Raw genomic sequence first — 18,334 nt, forward strand, 5'->3', positions numbered from 1 at the left:
TCAGCTATCTGCCGGTTTCTTGCGCCGGAACAAGGAGCGAAGATTGTCGCCGAGTTCGATCTTCGCGCCATGCCGCTTCATGATGAAGCCCTGCTGGATCACCGAGAGCAGGTTGTTCCAGGTCCAGTAGATGACGAGACCTGCCGGGAACGAGGCGAGCAGGAACGTGAAGATCAGCGGCATCCAGTCGAAGATCATCTTCTGCGTTGGATCCGGCGGCGAGGGGTTCATCTTCATCTGCGCCCACATCGTGATGCCCATAAGGATGGGCCAGATGCCGAGATGCAGAAACTGGCCGAATACCGGGATCACGGTCGGATCGAACGGCAGGAGGCCGAACAGATTGAACAGGTTGGTCGGGTCCGGCGCGGAGAGGTCGCGGATCCAGCCGAAGAACGGCGCGTGCCGCATTTCGATGGTCACGAACAACACTTTATAGAGCGCGAAGAACACCGGGATCTGGATCAGGATCGGCAGACACCCGGCCAGCGGATTGATCTTCTCTTTTTTGTACAGCTCCATCAGCGCCTGCTGCTGCGCGACCTTGTCGTCGGCATAGCGCTTGCGGATTTCCTCCATCATTGGCTGCACCATCTTCATCTTCGCCATCGAGGCGTAAGACTTGTTGGCGAACCAGAGGAACGCGATCTTGATGAGCACCGTCGCGATCAGGATGGCGAGGCCGAAGTTTCCGAACAGGCGGTAGAAGTAGTCGATCAGCTTAAAGAGCGGCTTGGTGATGAAGTAGAACCAGCCCCAGTCGATCATCAACTCGAAGCTCTTTACGCCCTGCGTCTTCTCGTAGTTGTCGATGATCGCGGTTTCCTTGGCGCCGGCGAACAGCTTGGCTTCCGTATTCGCTTTCGCATTCGGCGCCACCGTCACGGCGTCGAGGAGATAGTCGGTCTGGTAGGTTTTCACCGGCCCGATCGCGCTCGATGAAAAGCGCATCGTCGTGTTGGCGTTCTGCGGCGGAATGAGCGCGGCAGCCCAATATTTGTCGGTGATGCCGAGCCAGCCGCCGTTCGATTTCAGCGTCTGCGCCGGCTTGTCGACGATGTTGGCGTAGGTGATTTCATGCAGCTTGGCTTCGCCGGTGACGCCGATCAGGCCTTCGTGAAGGATGTAATAGCCGAGCACCTTCGGCGTGCCGTGACGCGAGACGAGGCCATAGGGAAACAGCTGCACCGGGTTCTGCGTGCGGTTCTCCACCTCGTCGACGATTTTGAACATGTATTGTGGGTCGATCGAAATTGTGCGCGTGAACACCAGCCCTTCGCCGTTGTCCCAGGTGAGGCGCAGCGGCTTCTCCGGCGTGAGCGGACCCGCGCCGTCGCGCGTCCAGACCGTCTCCGCGTTCGGCGTCTTGACCTTCTGGTCCACGCCGACCCAGCCGAACTCCGCGTAAAACGGGAGCGGGCTTCCCGAAGGTGCGAGTAGCACGATGTTGTCGCTCTTGGGATCGACCGTCTCGCGATAGTCGTTCAGCGTCACGTCGTCGATGCGTGCGCCTTTGAGCGAAATCGAGCCGTGCAGTTTCGGCGTCTCGATCAGCACGCGCGGGCCGCTGGCGGCGAGGATTTGCGCGCGGGTTGCCGTCGCCGGCTTCTGCGGCGTGCCCGGAACCTGCGGTCCCTGCGCGGGCGGCGTTTGCGGACCGGCATTCGGCGTCTGCGGGCCGGTCGTAGCGGGCGGCACCTGCGGTCCTTGCGGAGCCTGCGTCTGTTTCTGCTGCTGTTGTTGCTGCTGGGCTTGCTTCTGCTTTTCGAGCTGCGGACCCGCGATGAAATACTGCCAGCCGAGCAGCACGACCACCGACAGGACGATTGCGAGCAGCATGTTGCGTTGGTCGGACATTCTATTCTCCGTCGGCGGCTGCGGCTTAGCGCCGGCCCTTATGAATTTTGGTCAGCGAGTGTTCGAGGTTCTCGAGCAGGTTCCGGTATTCGGCGGTCAGTGCCGGGCGGCGCGCCACGAGTACATAGTCGAAGCCGGTCTGCGCACCTTGCGGCAGAACCGCGCGTGCGGCGGCCCTGAGTCTGCGGCGGATGCGGTTGCGTTCCACCGCGTTGCCGGTCTGCTTGGTGACAGTGAAACCGACGCGGAAAGTTTTTTCGTCTTCGCGGCGCTTCGCTTGCAGCAGAAAAGGCGCCGTGTTGACACGGGCGCCTTTGGCGGCGGCGAGAAAATCCGCGCGTTTGACCAGCCGGTTCATGCGCGTTGCACCCGAACCGGTGCGGGCATTACGCCGAGAGGCGCTTGCGGCCGCGCGAACGGCGGGCGGCGACGACCTTGCGGCCGCCTTTGGTCGCCATGCGCGCGCGGAAGCCGTGGCGGCGCTTGCGGACAATTTTGCTCGGTTGATACGTCCGTTTCACGGGTTCGATCTCCGCGTTTTTCAGCTCGAGAAACAAAGAATTCGGGGCAGTCCCGGCGCTTCCCAAATCCGGCAAATCGGCTGCCCGGCTGATACGGGAATTTCCCGTTTCCGTAGGCCGATCAGGCCCTAGGGAAGCCCAAGCATGCGCGCGGGGCTTATAGGGTCCGGCCCCCCTCAAAGTCAATGGAATCGCGGGGAAACCAGTTACGGACCTTACTCCGCCGGCAGCCGGAACCTTCCGGCAAGGCCCTCGAAAAAGCCCCCGTATCATGGGATTGGCACGGGCAGGCGCTATAAGCCTCCCTATCGCACACGGAACTTCCGTCCCGCCCCCATGCTGCCGCCCAAGGAAACCGCCCCCGCAGGCGTCCGGTTCGCCTCCCTGCGATACCTGCCGTTATTGGTGATGGTTGCCGGTGCGGCCGCTTTTTTCGCTTCCGGCCTGCACCGGGAGTTTTCCATCGAGAGCGCTTTCGCGCATCGCGAGACGCTGCTGAAAAGCATCGGCGAAAATCCTGTCGGCGCCTTCGTCCTGTATGTCGCCGCCTATAGCGCAGCGATCGTGTTCGCGATGCCGGGCGCCATCGTCTTCACCATGTTCGGGGGCTTTCTGTTCGGCTGGATCGGCGGAGCGCTCGGCGGAATTCTCGGCGCATGTATCGGCGGCGCGATCACGGTGCTGGTCGGCGGCGCTTCGCTGGGGCGCACGCTGGAGCAGGCGTCGTTGCCGCGCTTCCATCGTTTCGCAAACGGTTTCCGGAACAACGCCTTCGGATACATCTTTCTGCTGCGGCTGATCCCGATGGTGCCCTACATCGCGATCAACGTGGCGTCGGCCCTGTTTCGCGTGCCGCTGCGGACGTTCCTTGCCGCGACCGCGCTCGGCATCGCGCCGATTGCGATTTGCTTCGGCTTCATCGGCAGCGGGTTCGACCGTGGCGTCGAAAAGCAGGCGGAAGCCTATCGCATGTGTCAGGCCGCCGGATCGGCGGATTGCAGCTTTGAAATCGAGTGGATGAATTTCCTTTCGCGCGAGATGATTGCCGGTCTCGTAATCCTGACCGTGCTCGCGACGCTGCCGCTTCTGTTCCGGCGGCGGATCATGCGTCTCAGCCGGCCTTCGGGCGAGAGCGCAAAGCCGTGACGCAGCGTCGTTTGACCCTCGTGGCGCATGGGCGCATCTTGCCGCCATCATCCATTCCCCGGAACCGTGCATGACCGCCGAGAAGCCCGCGACGCCCGAAAAGTCGTTCCGCGTCGGCCTGTCCGGCAAATTGCTGTTGCTCACCGTCTTGTTCGTGTTGCTGGCCGAAGTGCTGATCTTCGTCCCCTCCATCGCGAACGTGCGCTCGATGTGGCTGATGGACCGGGTTGCGACTGCGCGGCTCGCGGTGCTGGCACTCGATGCGACCCCGGACAACATGGTGCCGCAGGAACTCGCGCGGCGTCTCCTCGACGGCGCGGGCGCGCGGGCCATCGCGGTGAAATTCGGCAATGCGCGACGGCTGCTCACCACCTCCGACATGCCCGCGGCAGTGGACGATAATGTCGATCTTCGCGATTACTCGTCCTTCGCTGCGATCCGCGATGCGTTGATCACGCTGGCCTCGCGCGGGGAGCGCACGGTGCGCGTGATCGGCGACGCGCCGATGGGCGGCGACTCCATCGAAGTCATTTTGCCGGAGCGGCCACTCTATATGGCGATGATCTCGGCGTCGCAGAACATTCTGCTGGTCTCGTTGCTGATTTCGGTGATCACCGCATCGCTGGTTTACGCGGCGCTGTCATGGCTGTTCGTGCGGCCGTTGCGGCGCATGACGGTGCAGATGATGCGTTTCGCGCAGAACCCGGAAGATGCCAGCCGCATCCTTACGCCGTCGCGGCGCGCCGATGAAATCGGTTTGGCCGAGCGCGAACTTGCACGGATGCAGTATGAGCTGTCGCAGACGCTGCATCAGAAAAGCCGCCTCGCTGCGCTCGGCCTTGCCGTGTCGAAGATCAATCACGACCTGCGTAATCTGCTTTCTTCCGCGCAACTGCTCTCGGACCGCATCGCCGATTTGCGCGAGCCGCTGGTGCGCCAGATCGCGCCGAAGCTCATGCGCGCGCTCGACCGCGCGATTTCCTATTGCCAGCAGACGCTTGCCTACGGAAAGGCGCAGGAGCCGTTGCCCGAACGCAAGAGCGTGGACGTGCATCATCTCGTGGAAGAAGTCCGCGACACATTAAGTCTTGGTGGCAGCAGCGCGATCGGCTGGGTGCCGTCCATCGAGCGCGGCCTGACCATCGACGCCGACCCGGAGCAGATGTTTCGCGTGCTGCTCAATATCGTGCGCAATAGCCATGAAGCCCTGCAATCGCGCGTGCCGAACGATCCGGTGCGCGACCAGATCCGCGTCGTCGGCCGCCGCGAAGGTGCAGTAGTCGTACTCGAAATCGCCGATACCGGCCCGGGGATTCCGCCGCGCGCGCGAGAGCACTTGTTTCAGCCGTTTCAGGGATCGGTGCGTAGCGGCGGCACGGGTCTTGGCCTAGCGATTGCAGCCGAGATCGTCCGGTTGCATGGGGGCGAGATCAAACTGGTCGATGGCACGCTGGGCGCGACCTTCCACATCACGATTCCGGACCGGCCGGTAGAGCTGGAAGACTTCCGCAGCGGCAGATTGCGGGCCTGATTGCCGCGCTTTTGCGCACACATTTCGTAGCGGGCGCAGGGATAAGCGCGGAAAGCACTGGGAAAAGTTCCTCTGTGACACTACGATCGCGGCCGGAAAGATCCGGAAGACCATGAACGACGTATCCATCCTCTCGCTTGCCACCGCCACGCCCGAACACATCATCCACCAAAAGGAAGTGGCGCGCGTCGCAACCGAAATGTTTCCGGACTTCTTCCGCGAATATCCGGGGATGATCGAAATCTTCAACCACACCGGCATCGAGCGCCGCCGCGCGGTGCGTCCGGTCGACTGGTATCTGGAGCCGCGCGACTGGAGCGAGCGCTCCAAGGTGTTTCTGGAAGAAGCGCTTTCCATTTACGAGCGCGTCGCGCGCGATGCCATCGAGCGCGCGAACATCAGGCCGGAAGAAATCGATCTCGTCGTCACCATCTCGTCGAGCGGCATCGCGACGCCGAGCCTCGAAGCGCGCTTGCTCGACAAGCTCGGCATGCGGCCTGAAACGCGGCGCGTTCCCGTTTTCGGGTTGGGCTGCGCCGGCGGCGTCACCGGGCTTTCGCTCGGCGCGCGGCTTGCCTCCGTGAAGCCCGGCACCACGGCGCTGGTGGTAATTGTCGAATTGTGCTCGCTCGCGTTTCGCGGCGACCGCGACATTAAAGAAGACGCGGTTGCTGCGGCGCTGTTCGGCGACGGCGCGGCCGCGGTGGTGCTGCGTTCCGGCGAGAACGGCGGCATCGCGCGCGTGAACGGCAGCGCCGAACATACCTGGCCCAACACGCTCGACATCATGGGCTGGACCTTCGATCCGGTCGGCTTCGGCGTCGTGCTGTCGCGCTCAGTCCCCGCCTTCATCGAAAGCCGGATGCCGAAGACCGGCGCCGACCTGCTCGCGCGCTGCGAAGTGGAATTGAGCGAAGTGACGCGCTTCGTCTGCCACCCCGGCGGCGGGCGCGTGGTGGATGCGATCGAGAACGCGCTGACGCTCCAGCGCGGTACGCTCGACCACGAACGCGAAGTGCTGCGCGAGTACGGCAATATGTCCGCGCCCACCGTGCTGTTCGCGCTCGACCGCGTGCTGAAGGACAAGCCGCGCGGCATGCTTGCGCTGACCGCGCTCGGTCCCGGCTTCACCGCGACCATGGCGACCGTCGAACCGAACCATGCGTGATGCGATCCTGCTGCTCGGTTTCTACACCGTGCAGCGGCTGTCCGAACTCTTCGTTTCCCGGCGCAACGAGCGGCTGCTCATCGCCCGCGGCGCGGTCGAATCGGGCCGAGAGCAATATCCGTTCATGATCGCGCTGCATGTCGCGTGGTTCGCCAGCCTGTGGTGGCTGGCATGGGACCGTCAGCCGGACTGGCGGATTGCGGCAGTCGCCCTCGCGCTGCAGCCGGTCCGCTTCTGGACGATGCTGGCATTGGGCGAGCGCTGGACCACCCGCATCTACACTGTTCCCGGCGAGGGGCCGGTCCAAACCGGGCCGTACCGCTTTCTGCGGCACCCGAATTACTGGGTTGTGGTGCTGGAAATCGCACTGATTCCGATGGCCTTCGGCCTCTATCTCTATGCGGCAATTTTCTCGGTGCTGAACGCGGCATTCCTGCTGTGGCGGGTTCGGGTCGAGGATCGCGCCCTGGCCGCAGCGGCGGCATCCCCGGCGCTTGCAAATACCGGGCAGGGCAGGTAGTTCGCTGGCCTCGATTGCGCTCGTAGCTCAGCTGGATAGAGCACCAGACTACGAATCTGGGGGTCGGGAGTTCGAATCTCTCCGAGCGCGCCATTTTCCAGAAAAAAGCCCCGGCTTCTCGCCGGGGCTTTTCTCGTTCTGGCGAGGGCTAGTTGTCGATGATCTCGACGACCTCGCTGGTGGCCGGATCGACCAGCAGCACCTGATTGTTCACGTACACATATTTATAGCGCTTGAGTTGCGGCACCTCGACATACGCGTCGTCATCGAAGCTGCGCAGTTCCACCTCGCGCGGCACGCGCGTGCCGACCTGATATTCGACGACCTCGCCGCGCGGCGTCACATGCCGCTCACGGACCACGCGGCGATATACCGTCGTGCGTTCGTCGGGCGAAAGCACCACGGGGCCGCGTTCGGTACGCGTCGTCGTGGTGATCGTGGTGGTCTGCGCGAAAGTTGCGGCGGGAACCGCCAGCATGCTCGCGCTTAACAGCAAAATTCCAAGCGGTTTCTTCATCACGGTTCTCCCGTCTGGATGGAATTCGTTCGACGAAAGAAAACCCTGTGCTTTGCAGCATCGTTCCGGATTTCTCCTCACGGATCGTGTCGTTGCATTTCGCAATCGGGTTCCGTTGACAAAGCAAAACGCGGCCGCCTTCCGGCAGCCGCGTGATGAAAATGTGCTGATTGCGATCAGCGCACGGGACGAAGTTTGATCTCGGTTACGCCCGCCGCGAGATTCACGCCGACCTGCCCCGATATGGAGAGCGGTTGCAAGGCGACCGTGCGGTCCGAACCGCCGATCAGCACGTTCGCGCCCAACCCGGCGACGAGACTGATTTCCGCGCTTGCGCCAGCATAGTCGCCGGTGAGGCCGGCGAAGTTCGCATTGGTCGGAGACCACACCGCCCATACGATCTGTCCACCCGCAGTCGCGCCGACGTCGAGTCCGAATTTGGTGATTACGCCGACATAGACTTCACGGCGAAAGCGGGGATCGGCCGGCACGAATTCGCAGGTCATTTCCTTCTGCGATCCGATGATCAGGCCTATGCCGCCGGAAACGTCACAGGTCAGCGTTCCAGTCTGAATACGATCCTGTGCCTGTGCGCCGACCGTCAATGCCAGCGCGGCTGCGATGCCGAGCAAGGCGCGATGAAACAACTTCATGGGTAGTCTCCTAGGGTGAAAATCGTACATGAAAACGCCCGCGATGCCGAAACTTCCTGCATCGCGGGCGTGAAGGCAAATGACGGTTTACGGAGCGGGCACACCGCGTCCGCGGACTAGGCCGACCAGCGCCGAAATAGCGAACAACACGATTGCAACGAAGAAGATGATCTTCGCGAATTCGAACGCAGTGCCCGCGATCACGCCGAAACCGAGCGCACCGGCTACAAGTGCGATGAGAAGAAAGGTAATTGCCCAGCCGATCATGGTTGTATCTCCCTGAACTTTTGGAACGGCGCATGTGAGCGCCTCTGGCTATGGCAACGTTAAAAGGCGGCTTAAGTTCCTGAAGCCTATCGCCGGTCGCTGGCGGCCATGACGGCGCGCGTGTTGCGGTCGGGGCCGAAATCTTCCGCGTTATCGATGTTGAGTTCCTGCGCAAGGCGGGTGCGCGCGCGGTTCACGCGGCTCTTGATGGTGCCGACGGCACAGCCGCAGATCGCAGCTGCTTCTTCATACGAGAAGCCTGAGGCGCCGACGAGGATGAGCGCTTCGCGCTGGTCGGAAGGAAGTTTTTCGAGCGCGGTACGCAATTCCTTGAATTCGAGTTTGCCGCTTTGTTCGGGTTGCGCGACGAGGCTGCCCACATAGCTGCCGTCCGCATCTTCGACTTCGCGGCGGCGCTTGCGGTATTCCGAGCGGAAGCGGTTGCGCAGGATGGTGAACAGCCACGCCTGCATGTTCGTGCCGGGCTGGAACGAGTCGATGCTGGCAATGGCGCGCATCAGCGTTTCCTGCACCAGATCGTCGGCGCGATCGACGTTACCGCTCAGCGAGATCGCGAACGCACGCAGCTTCGGCACGGTGCCGAGAATCTCCTGCATGGTTGCCGGATCGGTTTTCATTACTTCTTTTCCTGCTCGTTGGCGGTTGCGGCGCCGGAAGCGGCGGAATCGAGTTTCTTCAGGAGATCGGTGAAGCGGTCGGGCACGCCTTCCTCCACCACGTCGTCGTACATGGCGCGGAGCTGCTGCCCGATACGGGCCTGAATCTGCCGATCCAGTTTGCCGGGCTTAACCTTTGAATCCGCAGCGGTTTCGGTATTCATGGTTGGGTCTGCGCCTTTTTCCTTGCTAGCCATTATGGTCCCACCCCTTCGCGGCCCCGCGTATTGACCGACTATAACCCCCGGTTTCGCAACGGGTTCCAAGCCCGGGAACTTTTTCCCGGCAGTCGGGTTAAGGTTGCAGTTAAGGCTGGGAAATCGAGGGAGGGCCTAGTGTCCCTATCGTCTGCTATTGCTCCGCATTTGCCGTTGCTGCGTCGTTATGCTCGCGCGCTGACAGGCAGCCAGAATTCGGGCGACGCCTACGTCGCGGCCGTTCTCGAAACGCTGATCCAGGATCCCTCCATCATGGATTCCGGAGACGGTCCCCGCGTTACGCTTTATCGCACCTTCACCAAGCTCTGGAATTCGATGACCGTGAACGGGATGTCGGATCCCGGCGCGAAGGAAATGCCTGCCGAGCATCGTCTCACCCAGATTACCCCGCGTCCTCGTCAGGCGTTTCTGCTGGTGGCGCTCGAAGGCTTCGATGAGAGCGAAGCCGCGCGTATTCTGGAAACCGACGAAGCGACCATCCGCACGCTGATGGAGACCGCAGGCCGCGAACTCGCATCCGAGATTGCGACAGAAGTGCTCATCATCGAGGACGAGCCGCTGATCGCCATGGATATCGAGGGTCTGGTCGAAGGCCTCGGCCACAGCGTGCTGGGCATCGCGCGCACCCATACCGAAGCGGTGCAGCTCGCCAACAAGAAGCGTCCGGGCCTCATCCTCGCCGACATCCAGCTCGCCGACGGCAGCTCTGGTCTCGATGCGGTGAACGAAATGCTCCGCTCGTTCACGACGCCGGTCATTTTCATCACCGCCTATCCGGAGCGCTTCCTGACCGGCGAACGCCCCGAACCGGCATTTCTGATCACCAAGCCGTACCAGCCGGCAACGGTTTCCGCGATCATCAGCCAGGCGCTGTTCTTCCAGAACAAGGCGCATAAGCGCGAGGCTGTCGGCTAATCGTTTGCGAAAAGACCGCGGAGATTTTCGTCTCCGCGGTCTTTCGTCTACCGGTGGGAAATTCAGTTGACGGTATTCAGCCAGCTATCGATTTCCTTCTCGGCCTGTTCCTTCGCGATGCCGTAGCGTTCCTGGATGCGACCGGCGAGCTGTTTCCGGCTTCCCTCGACCTTGTCGAGATCGTCGCCGGTCAGGTTGCCCCACTGCTGCTGGACTTTACCCTTGAACTGCTCCCAGTTTCCTTCGATGCGATCCCAGTTCATGCCGCACTCCTCTCTTGCATTGTTGGTTTTGGTGTCTGGCGATAAGCCGTGGACGAAACCCTCGATGGGCAGCTCCGTTCCTGAGTCGGGTTCTCGAAAAAATTCGAGCGCATTTGATGTTTCCATCAAAGAGGCGCTCGAAACGGACGGCCATGTTACGGGGGAGGGCTGGTGGGGTGGCCGCCCGCACGGATCAACGCGCATTACGGTATTAGGTTCCGGAGCAAAAAAACGCGGGACATTGAACGGCTTTTGCGGCGCCGCGTTGTCCGCAGGCGCGCTCACAAGAGTAGCGCGAGGCTGAAGAATGGATTCCGCGTTTACCTCACTCTCTTCCTTCCTTGATTCACTGCCGCCGTGGATTGCGTTCTGGCGCGAAACCATGCCGCCAACGCTGCGCGACGCAGCACAGTGGCTTGCTGCAATTGCGTTTTTTCTGATCCCCGCCGGAATTCTGTGGGCTGCATGGCGGCGCAGCGACCTTGGCGTAATGCGCCGCGCGCTGGCCTGGGCCGCCTTCGGGATATTCTTCGTTTTCGCGGCCTGGCTGCTTGCGGAACGCATCAATGCGACCTTCGTGCTGCCGACCGTGGACGCGCTGGCCGCGACCAGCGTTGTCGCCGGTCTCGTCATCATGATCGCGTACTGGATCGTTTTCGTGCGGGTAGGAAATCTGCCTTCGCCTGCGCGGTTGTTGCGGGAGCGCCGCGAGGCAGAAGCCAATCTCGAAGCCGCAGAAGCCCGCACCCGCGACAGCGAGGTGCAGCGGATCGAGATGGACCAGATTCTGGTCGCGAAGAAAGCCGAACTGGCGCTGCTCGCCAGCCGCCTCGACACCTGCCTGCGCGGAGCCAAGGTCTATCTGTTCTCGCAGGACCGCGAGCTTCGCTATGTCGGCGTATTCGGTCCGCGCGGCGACGATGCGGGAGCGCAGATGCTGGGGCGCACCGACGAGGATCTTTTTCCCGAACCGGATCGCGCCGCCCTGATGGCGGTCAAGCAGAAGGTTCTGGAAAGCGGCGAGCCTGCGGAAATCGAAGTCTGGCACGAAATGCCGGAAGGGCGATTGCTGTTCGCGCTTCACGTCGAGCAGATGCGCAACGCCAGCGGCGAGGTGACCGGCATTCGCAGCGCTGCCGCCGATATTACCCGCATCCGTTCGCTCGAAGCGGAGCAGCGTCGTCTGGCCGAGGAACTGCGCAACGCGCTGCATCGTTACGAAATCGCGCTGCGCGGTTCGAACGTGACGATTTTCACGCACGACCGCGACCTGCGCTACACCTCGATCAGCAACGCCTTCCTCGGCCGCCGCATCGACCAGATCGTCGGACTCACCGACGAAGACGTCGTGCCGCTCTCGGATCGCGAAACCATCGTGGCGCTGAAGCGCCGCGCGCTGGAATCCGGCGAGCCGGAAGACGCCGAGTTGCGCCTGAAAGGTCCGTCCTCTAGCCGCTGGTACGACTTTCACGTCGAGCCGCTGCGCGACGCCGAGGGCAGGGTGGTAGGCCTCACTTGTGCGGCGGTTGACATCACCGAACGCAAAGCGGGCGAAGAACATCTTCGCCTGCTGATGCGCGAACTGACCCACCGCTCGAAGAACCTGCTCGCCGTCATTCAGGCGCTCGCGCGGCAGACTTCGCGTCACGCCGGTTCGGTGGATGCATTCCTCGAACAATTCTCCGAGCGTTTGCAGGCGCTGTCACGGTCGCACGATCTGCTGGTGCAGGAACAATGGCACTCGGCTTCGTTGACCGAACTGATCCGCTCGCAACTCGGCCACTATCTCGATCGGGAAGATTCGCGCGTGACCGTGAGCGGCCCTGATGTTCACCTGAAACCCGAAGCCGCGCAGAGCCTCGGCCTCGCGCTGCACGAAATGGCGGTGAATGCCGCGAAATATGGCGCGCTTTCGGTGCCGGGCGGAAATGTCTCGATCATCTGGGAAGACAGCGCCGCGCCGGATGGTGGCATTACCATCCGCTGGCTGGAACGCGGCGGGCCGCCGGTCGAACAGCCGAAAATGCACGGCTTCGGCACCATCGCGATCCAGCGCAATCTTTCCCGCGCGTTGGAAGCCGATGTGGATTTGAATTTCGCGCGGGACGGCGTTGCTTGCACCATCGCTATTCCGGAAAAGCACCTCTTTGTGCATGAGGAGCGTGCGGAAGCAGCCGCCGGAACCTGATCGCGGCTGGCGCGTTTTACTCCCCAGAAAGCCCGAATATCCGGGAGAGCTGTCAACGTCCGGCCCTTGGCCGGCGAGCGAGGTTCCATGTCGCGACGCATCATCGGTTTGGCCGGTGCAGTGACCGCCGGAACTCTTCTGACCGTCAGCTCGCTTGCAGGCGGCGGTCTGTTCGCGGCTGCGACTGCGCCCACCCAAAGCACCCAGATCAATCGCACCCTCAAGACCGACGCCATGCAGCAATCGGCCGCCGTGCAGCAGCCGCGCCGCGTGGCGGTCGTTGAAGTCGTCGGTGTCGACGACACGGCGATCATTTATCGCGACCGGGACGGCAACGTATTGTTTGAGACCAACCCGGTCTCGAATGTGACGGTGATTACGAAGAATGTCGTGCTGCCGCAGGTTACGGTACGCGAGACCGCCGACGCGGACGTGCAGAAAATGCCGATCGAGCAGACCCGCCCGATTCTCAGCCCCACCCGGCCGAGCGAAGGTTGCGAGGCCGCGATCGCGCCGCATACCGAACCGGGCTTGCAGCGCGCCGCGGCGCGGTGCCTCTCGAAGATTCCGGACAGCATCGTCCTGTCCGCCAATTAGCGCAGTCAGTTACAGCGTCACTCTTGCCGGCTTCCCAAAAGGGAGGCCGGCAAATGCTTTTGGCGTTTCCCTGCCAAATGGCGCGGTTAACTGCGCGCTGCACCGCGCGTTGCGGGCGACGAAAGCCAATGGCAGATTGCCGCCATGACCTTGCAGGAACGCCCCGCCGCCATCGCCTCCAGGCGCACCAACAACGCCCGCACCGGCGGGCGTATTCTTGTCGATCAGTTGTTGATCCACGGCGCCGACATGGCGTTTTGCGTTCCCGGCGAAAGTTATCTCGAAGTGCTGGACGCGCTCTACGATGCGCGCGACCGCTTCACGCTCATCAACGCGCGCCATGAAGCGGGCGCGGCCAACATGGCGGAAGCCTACGGCAAGCTGACTGGCAAGCCCGGCATCTGCATGGTGACGCGCGGACCCGGTGCGTGCCACGCCTCCATCGGCGTCCACACTGCGCGGCAGGATTCGACCCCGATGATTTTGCTCGTCGGCCAGATCGCGCGCGGCACGCGCGATCGCGAGTCGTTTCAGGAAGTCGATTACCGCGCGATGTTCGGCACGCTCGCGAAATGGGTGGCAGAAATCGAAACTACCGCGCGCATCCCCGAATATATTTCCCGTGCCTTCCAGATCGCGACATCCGGCCGTCCCGGCCCGGTCGTGCTGGCGCTGCCCGAGGACATGCTGAGTGAAACTTCCGACGCGCAGGATGCAAGGCCTCACGTCACAGCACAGGCTGCGCCCGTCGATGCGCAGATGCTGGCGATGCGCGAGATGCTCGCGAAAGCCGAGCGGCCGCTGCTCGTGGTTGGCGGTTCCGGCTGGACCGACGAAGCCTCCGCGAACATCGTCGCCTTTGCCGAGGCGAACGGCATCCCGGCGGCGTGTTCGTTCCGGCGGCAGGATGTATTCGACAACCATTCCGAAAATTATATTGGCGATCTTTCCACTTCGGTCGCGCCGTCGCTGACGAAGCGCGTGCGCGAAGCCGATCTCTTGCTTGTCGTCGGCGCGCGCCTTGGCGACATCACGACTTCTGCTTATCGTCTGGTTGAATCTCCGACGCCAAAACCGAAACTCATCCACGTCTATCCGGAAGCGGACGAGATCGGACGCGTCTACACTCCCGATATTGCCATCGTCGCTTCTTCCGTGGCGTTCGCGGAGCAGTCTCTCAAGCTGCCACCGCTAGACGGTGCGAAGTGGAAGCCGTGGGTCGAGAGCGCGCGTAAGGATTATCTCGAAGCCTCGACACCGCCGAAGGTGCAGTTTCCGCTCGACATGGGCGAGGCGATGCTGTTGCTCGGCGAGAAATTGCCGAAGGATTTTGTCGTCAGCATCGACGCCGGGAATTTCTCCGGCTGGGCGCACCGCTTCATCCGCTATGCGCGACCCTGTCGCCAACTCGGTCCGACCTCTGGTGCGATGGGCTACAGCGTGCCCGCCGCGGTTGCGGCATCGCTGGTGTATCGCGACCGCACCGTGATCGGTTTCGTCGGCGATGGCGGCTTCCTGATGAGCGGGCAGGAAGTCGGCACCGCCGTTCAACATGGCGGCAAGCCGATCATCCTTCTCTTTAATAACCGCATGTACGGCACGATCCGGATGCATCAGGAGCGCGACTATCCCGCGCGTGTGGTCGGCACCGATCTCGTGAACCCGGATTTCGTGGCGATGGCGCAGGCCTTCGGATGCCATGCGGAGCGGGTGACGGCGACCGCGGAGTTCATGCCCGCGCTGGAGCGTGCCCTGAATTCGGGCAAGGCCGCCGTCATCGAACTGATGACCGACCCTGAACAGGTTTCTACCCGCACCACGGTTGCCGCACTGCGTGCGGCAAAAGGTGCCTGAAACACCCCTACATCAAGGCTGATTCGCACCCGACATAAGCCTCTGCTAGAGCCGTGCCATAAAAAGAAGAAGATTCGGGGGAACGTCAGGGAAGGTTATGCGTCAGCAGCTTCGCAGCATTGCGCACTTTTTCGAGAAGTATATCGGCTGGCATCGCATCGGCCTTGCCGTCGGCGTTACCGTTTTCGCCATCGCCGCCTATGTGCTCTACAACATCCTGCGCAAGATCAAGCTCGCCGATGTCGGCACTGCGCTCTCGAACGTCACGACCACGCAGCTCGTTCTTGCCGGCCTGCTCGTCGCCGCCGCCTATCTCACGCTGACCTTCTACGATTACTTCGCGCTGAAATCGATCGGCCGTCACGAAGTGCCGTATCACATCGCGGCCATCGGCGGTTTCACCAGCTATTCCATCGGACACAATGTCGGCTTCACGGCATTCTCCGGCGGTGCGGTGCGCTACCGCATCTATTCCGCGTCGAGCGGGCTGGACGCGATTGAGGTTGCGAAACTTTGCTTCATCGCCGGATTGACGTTCTGGCTCGGCAATATCGCCGTGCTCGGCATCGGCATGACGATCCACCCGGAAGCCGCGTCGGCGGTTGATCAGTTGCCGCCGTTCATCAATCGCATCATCGGCATCGGTTTGATCGCGGGGCTTTTCGTTTACACCATCATCGTCAGCATCAAGCCGCGCGTGATCGGCCGCTCCAACTGGAGCGTGACGCTACCCGCGGGCAAGCTGACGCTTTTGCAAATCGCCATCGGCATCGTCGATCTCACCTGCTGCGCGCTCGCGATGTACGTGCTGATGCCGGCCAATCCGCCGATCGACTTCATTTCGCTGGCGGTGATTTTCGTTGCGTCCACGCTGCTTGGCTTTGCGAGTCACTCGCCGGGCGGTCTCGGCGTGTTCGATGCCGCCATGCTGATCGCGCTGCCGCAGTTCGGACGCGAGGATCTGCTCGCTTCATTGCTTCTGTTCCGGCTGTTCTATTTCATCGCGCCGTTCGTGATTTCGCTCATCATCATTGGCATTCGCGAATTCGTCATGAACATCAAGCCGCCAGTTGCGGAGCCGCCGCCTTCAAGCGAAGTGAATGCTTCCAAGGTGGTCGCAACGATTGCGACCGTAGGCGAGCCGGAGTCCGGCAAGGCGGGAAAGAAGCCGTGAAGCGCCTGCGCGCCATCGCCGCTTGTGCGAGCTTGCTGCTCGCGCTTCCGGGCATGGCGCAGGATGCCGAACGCGCCGAGCTGATGCAGCTTTATCTTGCATCCGTCGTCGCGGACCGTTGCGAATTCCCGCTGAGCGAACTTGAGGCCGACGCGATCCAGCGCGCATCGATTGCTTTGCAGAAGAAGCTGAAATTGAGCGATCAGGCCGCCGACGACCTGTTTACGGAAGTCGAGCTTGGTTTCGAGAAAAAACTCCCCGATGCCTGCAAGAAAGACGGCGAGTTTGCGAAGGGCTACGAGCAGGTACTGGAGCGGCTGCGCAAATAGCGGCTTACTGCATTCCCGGAATCTTCAGACCTTTCGGTAGCCGCACGACATTGACGCCGGCGGGCACTTCGAAATCGGCAGGGTTCTGCGGCCGCCGGTTGACTTTCGTCACCTCGAAAACGGCCTGCCGCTGTCCGGCGATTTCCGCTTCGGTCTTGAGCAGGATGTTGTCGGCGCCGATACAGGCCGTCGCCTTGCCGGTCTTCGCGGTGATCTCCCACAACGTGCAGGACTCGCCGCCCGCCGTCGATGTGCCGACGCGGCGTCCTTCGCCGACGACCTGACCGAGGCCGAGATCTTCGCCGAAATCGATCTCGAAGGCATTGATCTGGTCGAGGCCGGGAATTTTCGCGATCATCACCATCTTCTTTGTGTTCAGATCGGCGATCCCGATGATCGGCTGGTTGGTGCCGGGGATCGAAAACTCGACGCGCACCCGGCCCTTGCTGTGGCGGATGAGCATTTCCGCGGCATCGCTGATTTTCGCATTCGCTTCGTAGTCGATGGTGGGCAGCGGCACCGGTTCGGCGCGCGCGATGGTGACGGAGAAGGCAATGCAAACGGCGGCGGCCGTCAGCGCGGCGCGCACGGGCTGTAGCGGGAGAATCGGCATGAAAGCCTCCGGGTTCTTGCGGGAGCATGACGAAAGCCGGGCGTCCTGAACAGGCCGGATTGCTGCGCGCCCTTTTTGCGCGCTAGAAGGCTTGGCGATGAGCGACATCTCGCAGTTTCCGAGAGCAGACTGGCGCACGGCGAAAGCCGAGCCGCAGATGGCCGCGATCATTCGCGCAATTCCTGAGCCTGCGCTTTTGTTGCGCTTCGACGGCGCGGTGCTGGCGGGAAACGCCGCGGCTGATGTGGCGCTGGGAGCGGTTCGGGTCGGTTCGCCGGTTTCGCTCACTGTGCGCGCGCCTGAGATCGTCGAAGCAGTACGCGAAGTCGGCGGGGGCGGCGCGGCGCGGCTGGTTTCCTTCAACCTGCGCGTTCCGCACGATCGCGCGTTCGACGCGCACATCACGCCGATCGGCCTCGAAGAGAGCTTTTCCACGCAATACCAGATTCCCGGCTATATCCTCGTCGTATTCCGCGACCGCACCGAGGCGATGCGCGTGGACCAGATGCGCGCGGATTTCGTCGCCAATGCCAGCCACGAACTGCGCACGCCGCTCGCTTCGCTTGCGGGCTTCATTGACACCTTGCGCGGCCCCGCCCGTGACGACCCCGCGATGCGCGAGAAATTCCTCGGCATCATGGCAGAACAGGCGCGGCGTATGTCGCGCCTGATCGACGATCTACTCTCGCTGTCCCGTATCGAACTGAACGCCCATGTGCTGCCGGAGACGGTCGTCGATCTGAACCCGATCGCCGCGCATGTACGGGATTCGCTATCACCGCTCGCACGGGAGCGCGGTGTCGAGGTGACTCTGGAAACGTCTCCCGGACAGTTGCTGGTTCGTGGCGAGCGCGATGACCTGATCCGTCTCGTCGAGAACCTCGTCGAGAATGCGCTGAAATACGGCGTGAACGGCAAGCGCGTCGAGATCACGCTGTCTTCGGACAACGCCGAAGCCGTGATCTCGGTGCGCGATTTCGGTCCCGGCATTGCGCCCGAACACCTGCCGCGTCTGACGGAGCGTTTTTATCGCGTGGACGTCGCGCACAGCCGCGAGCAGGGCGGCACCGGTCTTGGCCTTGCGCTGGTCAAGCATATCGTGGCGCGCCATCGCGGCCGCCTCTCCATCGAAAGCGAGCCGGGCAGCGGTGCGACATTCATTGTCCGCATCCCCTTGTCCACGGCGGAGCGCCGCTAAAATCCAGCGATTCCAGACTGTTACGGTGTCATGCAGGCGTCATGGGGCCGTCATAGAAGCGAAATGCGGTCCCCCTAGGAGTCCCGCGGAACCGGCAAGGAAAGGCAGCGAGGCTGCCGGCCGGTAGC

At 62.4% G+C, this 18,334-nt stretch carries 21 protein-coding genes and 1 tRNA gene; 12 read left to right on the plus strand and 10 right to left on the minus strand.

Annotated elements, in window-relative coordinates:
- The 3 genes from yidC to rpmH are packed head-to-tail and all read right to left on the minus strand — an operon-like array spanning window position 1 to window position 2,378.
- Entirely contained in the window at window positions 1–1,857 is a 1,857-nt protein-coding gene (gene yidC / locus KF794_00920) for a membrane protein insertase YidC (protein QYK45313.1), read from the minus strand.
- Window positions 1,858–1,882: 25 nt separating this feature from the next.
- Window positions 1,883–2,215: a ribonuclease P protein component gene (gene rnpA, locus KF794_00925; GenBank protein ID QYK45314.1), complete on the minus strand. Its 333-nt coding sequence runs from the start codon at window positions 2,213–2,215 to the stop codon at window positions 1,883–1,885.
- A 28-nt stretch (window positions 2,216–2,243) separates the two neighbouring features.
- On the minus strand, window positions 2,244–2,378 hold the full coding sequence (rpmH, locus tag KF794_00930; protein QYK45315.1) for a 50S ribosomal protein L34: 135 nt from the start codon (window positions 2,376–2,378) through the stop codon (window positions 2,244–2,246).
- Window positions 2,379–2,714: 336 nt separating this feature from the next.
- On the opposite strand from rpmH, the gene KF794_00935 reads away from it, so the two are divergent.
- From KF794_00935 to KF794_00955, 5 genes are all read left to right on the plus strand, one after another.
- Complete coding sequence (locus tag KF794_00935; protein ID QYK45316.1) at window positions 2,715–3,524, plus strand: TVP38/TMEM64 family protein; 810 nt, start codon at window positions 2,715–2,717, stop codon at window positions 3,522–3,524.
- 70 nt (window positions 3,525–3,594) lie between these two features.
- Complete coding sequence (locus KF794_00940) at window positions 3,595–5,055, plus strand: HAMP domain-containing histidine kinase (GenBank protein QYK45317.1); 1,461 nt, start codon at window positions 3,595–3,597, stop codon at window positions 5,053–5,055.
- 112 nt (window positions 5,056–5,167) lie between these two features.
- Window positions 5,168–6,223 (plus strand): type III polyketide synthase, encoded by a 1,056-nt coding sequence (locus KF794_00945; protein QYK45318.1) that lies wholly within the window; start codon window positions 5,168–5,170, stop codon window positions 6,221–6,223.
- Window positions 6,216–6,743: a hypothetical protein gene (locus KF794_00950; GenBank protein QYK45319.1), complete on the plus strand. Its 528-nt coding sequence runs from the start codon at window positions 6,216–6,218 to the stop codon at window positions 6,741–6,743. Before KF794_00945 ends, KF794_00950 begins: the two co-directional genes overlap by 8 nt.
- A gap of 16 nt (window positions 6,744–6,759) precedes the next feature.
- A tRNA-Arg gene (locus tag KF794_00955) sits at window positions 6,760–6,836 on the plus strand.
- Window positions 6,837–6,891: 55 nt separating this feature from the next.
- Here KF794_00955 and KF794_00960 read toward each other — a convergent pair.
- The 5 genes from KF794_00960 to KF794_00980 all read right to left on the minus strand — a co-directional run bounded on the left by KF794_00960 (window position 6,892) and on the right by KF794_00980 (window position 9,021).
- On the minus strand, window positions 6,892–7,260 hold the full coding sequence (locus KF794_00960) for a DUF1236 domain-containing protein (protein QYK45320.1): 369 nt from the start codon (window positions 7,258–7,260) through the stop codon (window positions 6,892–6,894).
- Between the two features lie 176 nt (window positions 7,261–7,436).
- Window positions 7,437–7,913, minus strand: a complete 477-nt coding sequence (locus tag KF794_00965; protein ID QYK45321.1) for a DUF992 domain-containing protein — start codon at window positions 7,911–7,913, stop codon at window positions 7,437–7,439.
- A gap of 87 nt (window positions 7,914–8,000) precedes the next feature.
- A complete protein-coding gene (locus KF794_00970; GenBank protein ID QYK45322.1) occupies window positions 8,001–8,180 on the minus strand; it encodes a DUF1328 domain-containing protein in 180 nt (59 codons plus the stop codon).
- An 86-nt stretch (window positions 8,181–8,266) separates the two neighbouring features.
- On the minus strand, window positions 8,267–8,818 hold the full coding sequence (locus tag KF794_00975) for a sigma-70 family RNA polymerase sigma factor (GenBank protein QYK45323.1): 552 nt from the start codon (window positions 8,816–8,818) through the stop codon (window positions 8,267–8,269).
- Entirely contained in the window at window positions 8,818–9,021 is a 204-nt protein-coding gene (locus tag KF794_00980; protein QYK45324.1) for a hypothetical protein, read from the minus strand. Before KF794_00980 ends, KF794_00975 begins: the two co-directional genes overlap by 1 nt.
- Window positions 9,022–9,192: 171 nt before the next feature.
- Here KF794_00980 and KF794_00985 point away from each other — a divergent pair, with 171 nt between their 5' ends.
- Window positions 9,193–9,990 (plus strand): response regulator, encoded by a 798-nt coding sequence (locus tag KF794_00985; protein ID QYK45325.1) that lies wholly within the window; start codon window positions 9,193–9,195, stop codon window positions 9,988–9,990.
- Window positions 9,991–10,052: 62 nt separating this feature from the next.
- Here KF794_00985 and KF794_00990 read toward each other — a convergent pair whose 3' ends face one another.
- On the minus strand, window positions 10,053–10,253 hold the full coding sequence (locus tag KF794_00990) for a CsbD family protein (protein ID QYK45326.1): 201 nt from the start codon (window positions 10,251–10,253) through the stop codon (window positions 10,053–10,055).
- 307 nt (window positions 10,254–10,560) lie between these two features.
- Between KF794_00990 and KF794_00995 the strand changes: the two genes are divergently transcribed.
- The 5 genes from KF794_00995 (at window position 10,561) to KF794_01015 (ending at window position 16,395) form a co-directional block, all read left to right on the plus strand.
- The gene (locus KF794_00995) at window positions 10,561–12,441 is read left to right on the plus strand and encodes a PAS domain-containing protein (GenBank protein QYK45327.1); all 1,881 of its coding nucleotides are present in this window, start codon (window positions 10,561–10,563) and stop codon (window positions 12,439–12,441) included.
- Window positions 12,442–12,528: 87 nt separating this feature from the next.
- Window positions 12,529–13,038, plus strand: a complete 510-nt coding sequence (locus KF794_01000) for a hypothetical protein (protein ID QYK45328.1) — start codon at window positions 12,529–12,531, stop codon at window positions 13,036–13,038.
- Window positions 13,039–13,182: 144 nt separating this feature from the next.
- A complete protein-coding gene (locus tag KF794_01005; GenBank protein QYK45329.1) occupies window positions 13,183–14,892 on the plus strand; it encodes a thiamine pyrophosphate-binding protein in 1,710 nt (569 codons plus the stop codon).
- 97 nt (window positions 14,893–14,989) lie between these two features.
- A complete protein-coding gene (locus KF794_01010) occupies window positions 14,990–16,066 on the plus strand; it encodes a UPF0104 family protein (protein ID QYK45330.1) in 1,077 nt (358 codons plus the stop codon).
- Window positions 16,063–16,395 carry a hypothetical protein gene (locus KF794_01015; protein QYK45331.1) on the plus strand — a complete coding sequence of 111 codons (333 nt, stop codon included), beginning with the start codon at window positions 16,063–16,065 and terminating at the stop codon, window positions 16,393–16,395. The genes KF794_01010 and KF794_01015 overlap by 4 nt, the downstream gene beginning before the upstream one ends.
- 4 nt (window positions 16,396–16,399) lie before the next feature.
- On the opposite strand, the gene KF794_01020 is transcribed toward KF794_01015, so the two are convergent.
- Entirely contained in the window at window positions 16,400–17,008 is a 609-nt protein-coding gene (locus KF794_01020; GenBank protein ID QYK45332.1) for a hypothetical protein, read from the minus strand.
- A gap of 97 nt (window positions 17,009–17,105) precedes the next feature.
- On the opposite strand from KF794_01020, the gene KF794_01025 reads away from it, so the two are divergent.
- The gene (locus KF794_01025; GenBank protein QYK45333.1) at window positions 17,106–18,206 is read left to right on the plus strand and encodes a histidine kinase; all 1,101 of its coding nucleotides are present in this window, start codon (window positions 17,106–17,108) and stop codon (window positions 18,204–18,206) included.
- Window positions 18,207–18,334 lie beyond the last annotated feature (128 nt).

It is taken from the genome of Xanthobacteraceae bacterium (assembly GCA_019454205.1).
GTDB lineage: Bacteria > Pseudomonadota > Alphaproteobacteria > Rhizobiales > Xanthobacteraceae.

Excerpts from the sequence above, each read along its gene's own strand:
- KF794_00960 (QYK45320.1), bottom strand. The coding sequence starts at position 7,260 with ATGAAGAAACCGCTTGGAATTTTGCTGTTAAGCGCGAGCATGCTGGCG.
- KF794_01005 (QYK45329.1), top strand. The coding sequence starts at position 13,183 with ATGACCTTGCAGGAACGCCCCGCCGCCATCGCCTCCAGGCGCACCAAC.
- rnpA (QYK45314.1), bottom strand. The coding sequence starts at position 2,215 with ATGAACCGGCTGGTCAAACGCGCGGATTTTCTCGCCGCCGCCAAAGGC.
- KF794_00935 (QYK45316.1), top strand. The coding sequence starts at position 2,715 with ATGCTGCCGCCCAAGGAAACCGCCCCCGCAGGCGTCCGGTTCGCCTCC.
- KF794_01020 (QYK45332.1), bottom strand. The coding sequence starts at position 17,008 with ATGCCGATTCTCCCGCTACAGCCCGTGCGCGCCGCGCTGACGGCCGCC.
- KF794_01010 (QYK45330.1), top strand. The coding sequence starts at position 14,990 with ATGCGTCAGCAGCTTCGCAGCATTGCGCACTTTTTCGAGAAGTATATC.
- KF794_00950 (QYK45319.1), top strand. The coding sequence starts at position 6,216 with ATGCGTGATGCGATCCTGCTGCTCGGTTTCTACACCGTGCAGCGGCTG.
- KF794_00980 (QYK45324.1), bottom strand. The coding sequence starts at position 9,021 with ATGAATACCGAAACCGCTGCGGATTCAAAGGTTAAGCCCGGCAAACTG.
- KF794_00945 (QYK45318.1), top strand. The coding sequence starts at position 5,168 with ATGAACGACGTATCCATCCTCTCGCTTGCCACCGCCACGCCCGAACAC.
- KF794_00975 (QYK45323.1), bottom strand. The coding sequence starts at position 8,818 with ATGAAAACCGATCCGGCAACCATGCAGGAGATTCTCGGCACCGTGCCG.
- yidC (QYK45313.1), bottom strand. The coding sequence starts at position 1,857 with ATGTCCGACCAACGCAACATGCTGCTCGCAATCGTCCTGTCGGTGGTC.
- KF794_01000 (QYK45328.1), top strand. The coding sequence starts at position 12,529 with ATGTCGCGACGCATCATCGGTTTGGCCGGTGCAGTGACCGCCGGAACT.
- KF794_00995 (QYK45327.1), top strand. The coding sequence starts at position 10,561 with ATGGATTCCGCGTTTACCTCACTCTCTTCCTTCCTTGATTCACTGCCG.
- KF794_00970 (QYK45322.1), bottom strand. The coding sequence starts at position 8,180 with ATGATCGGCTGGGCAATTACCTTTCTTCTCATCGCACTTGTAGCCGGT.
- KF794_00965 (QYK45321.1), bottom strand. The coding sequence starts at position 7,913 with ATGAAGTTGTTTCATCGCGCCTTGCTCGGCATCGCAGCCGCGCTGGCA.
- KF794_00940 (QYK45317.1), top strand. The coding sequence starts at position 3,595 with ATGACCGCCGAGAAGCCCGCGACGCCCGAAAAGTCGTTCCGCGTCGGC.
- KF794_01025 (QYK45333.1), top strand. The coding sequence starts at position 17,106 with ATGAGCGACATCTCGCAGTTTCCGAGAGCAGACTGGCGCACGGCGAAA.
- KF794_00990 (QYK45326.1), bottom strand. The coding sequence starts at position 10,253 with ATGAACTGGGATCGCATCGAAGGAAACTGGGAGCAGTTCAAGGGTAAA.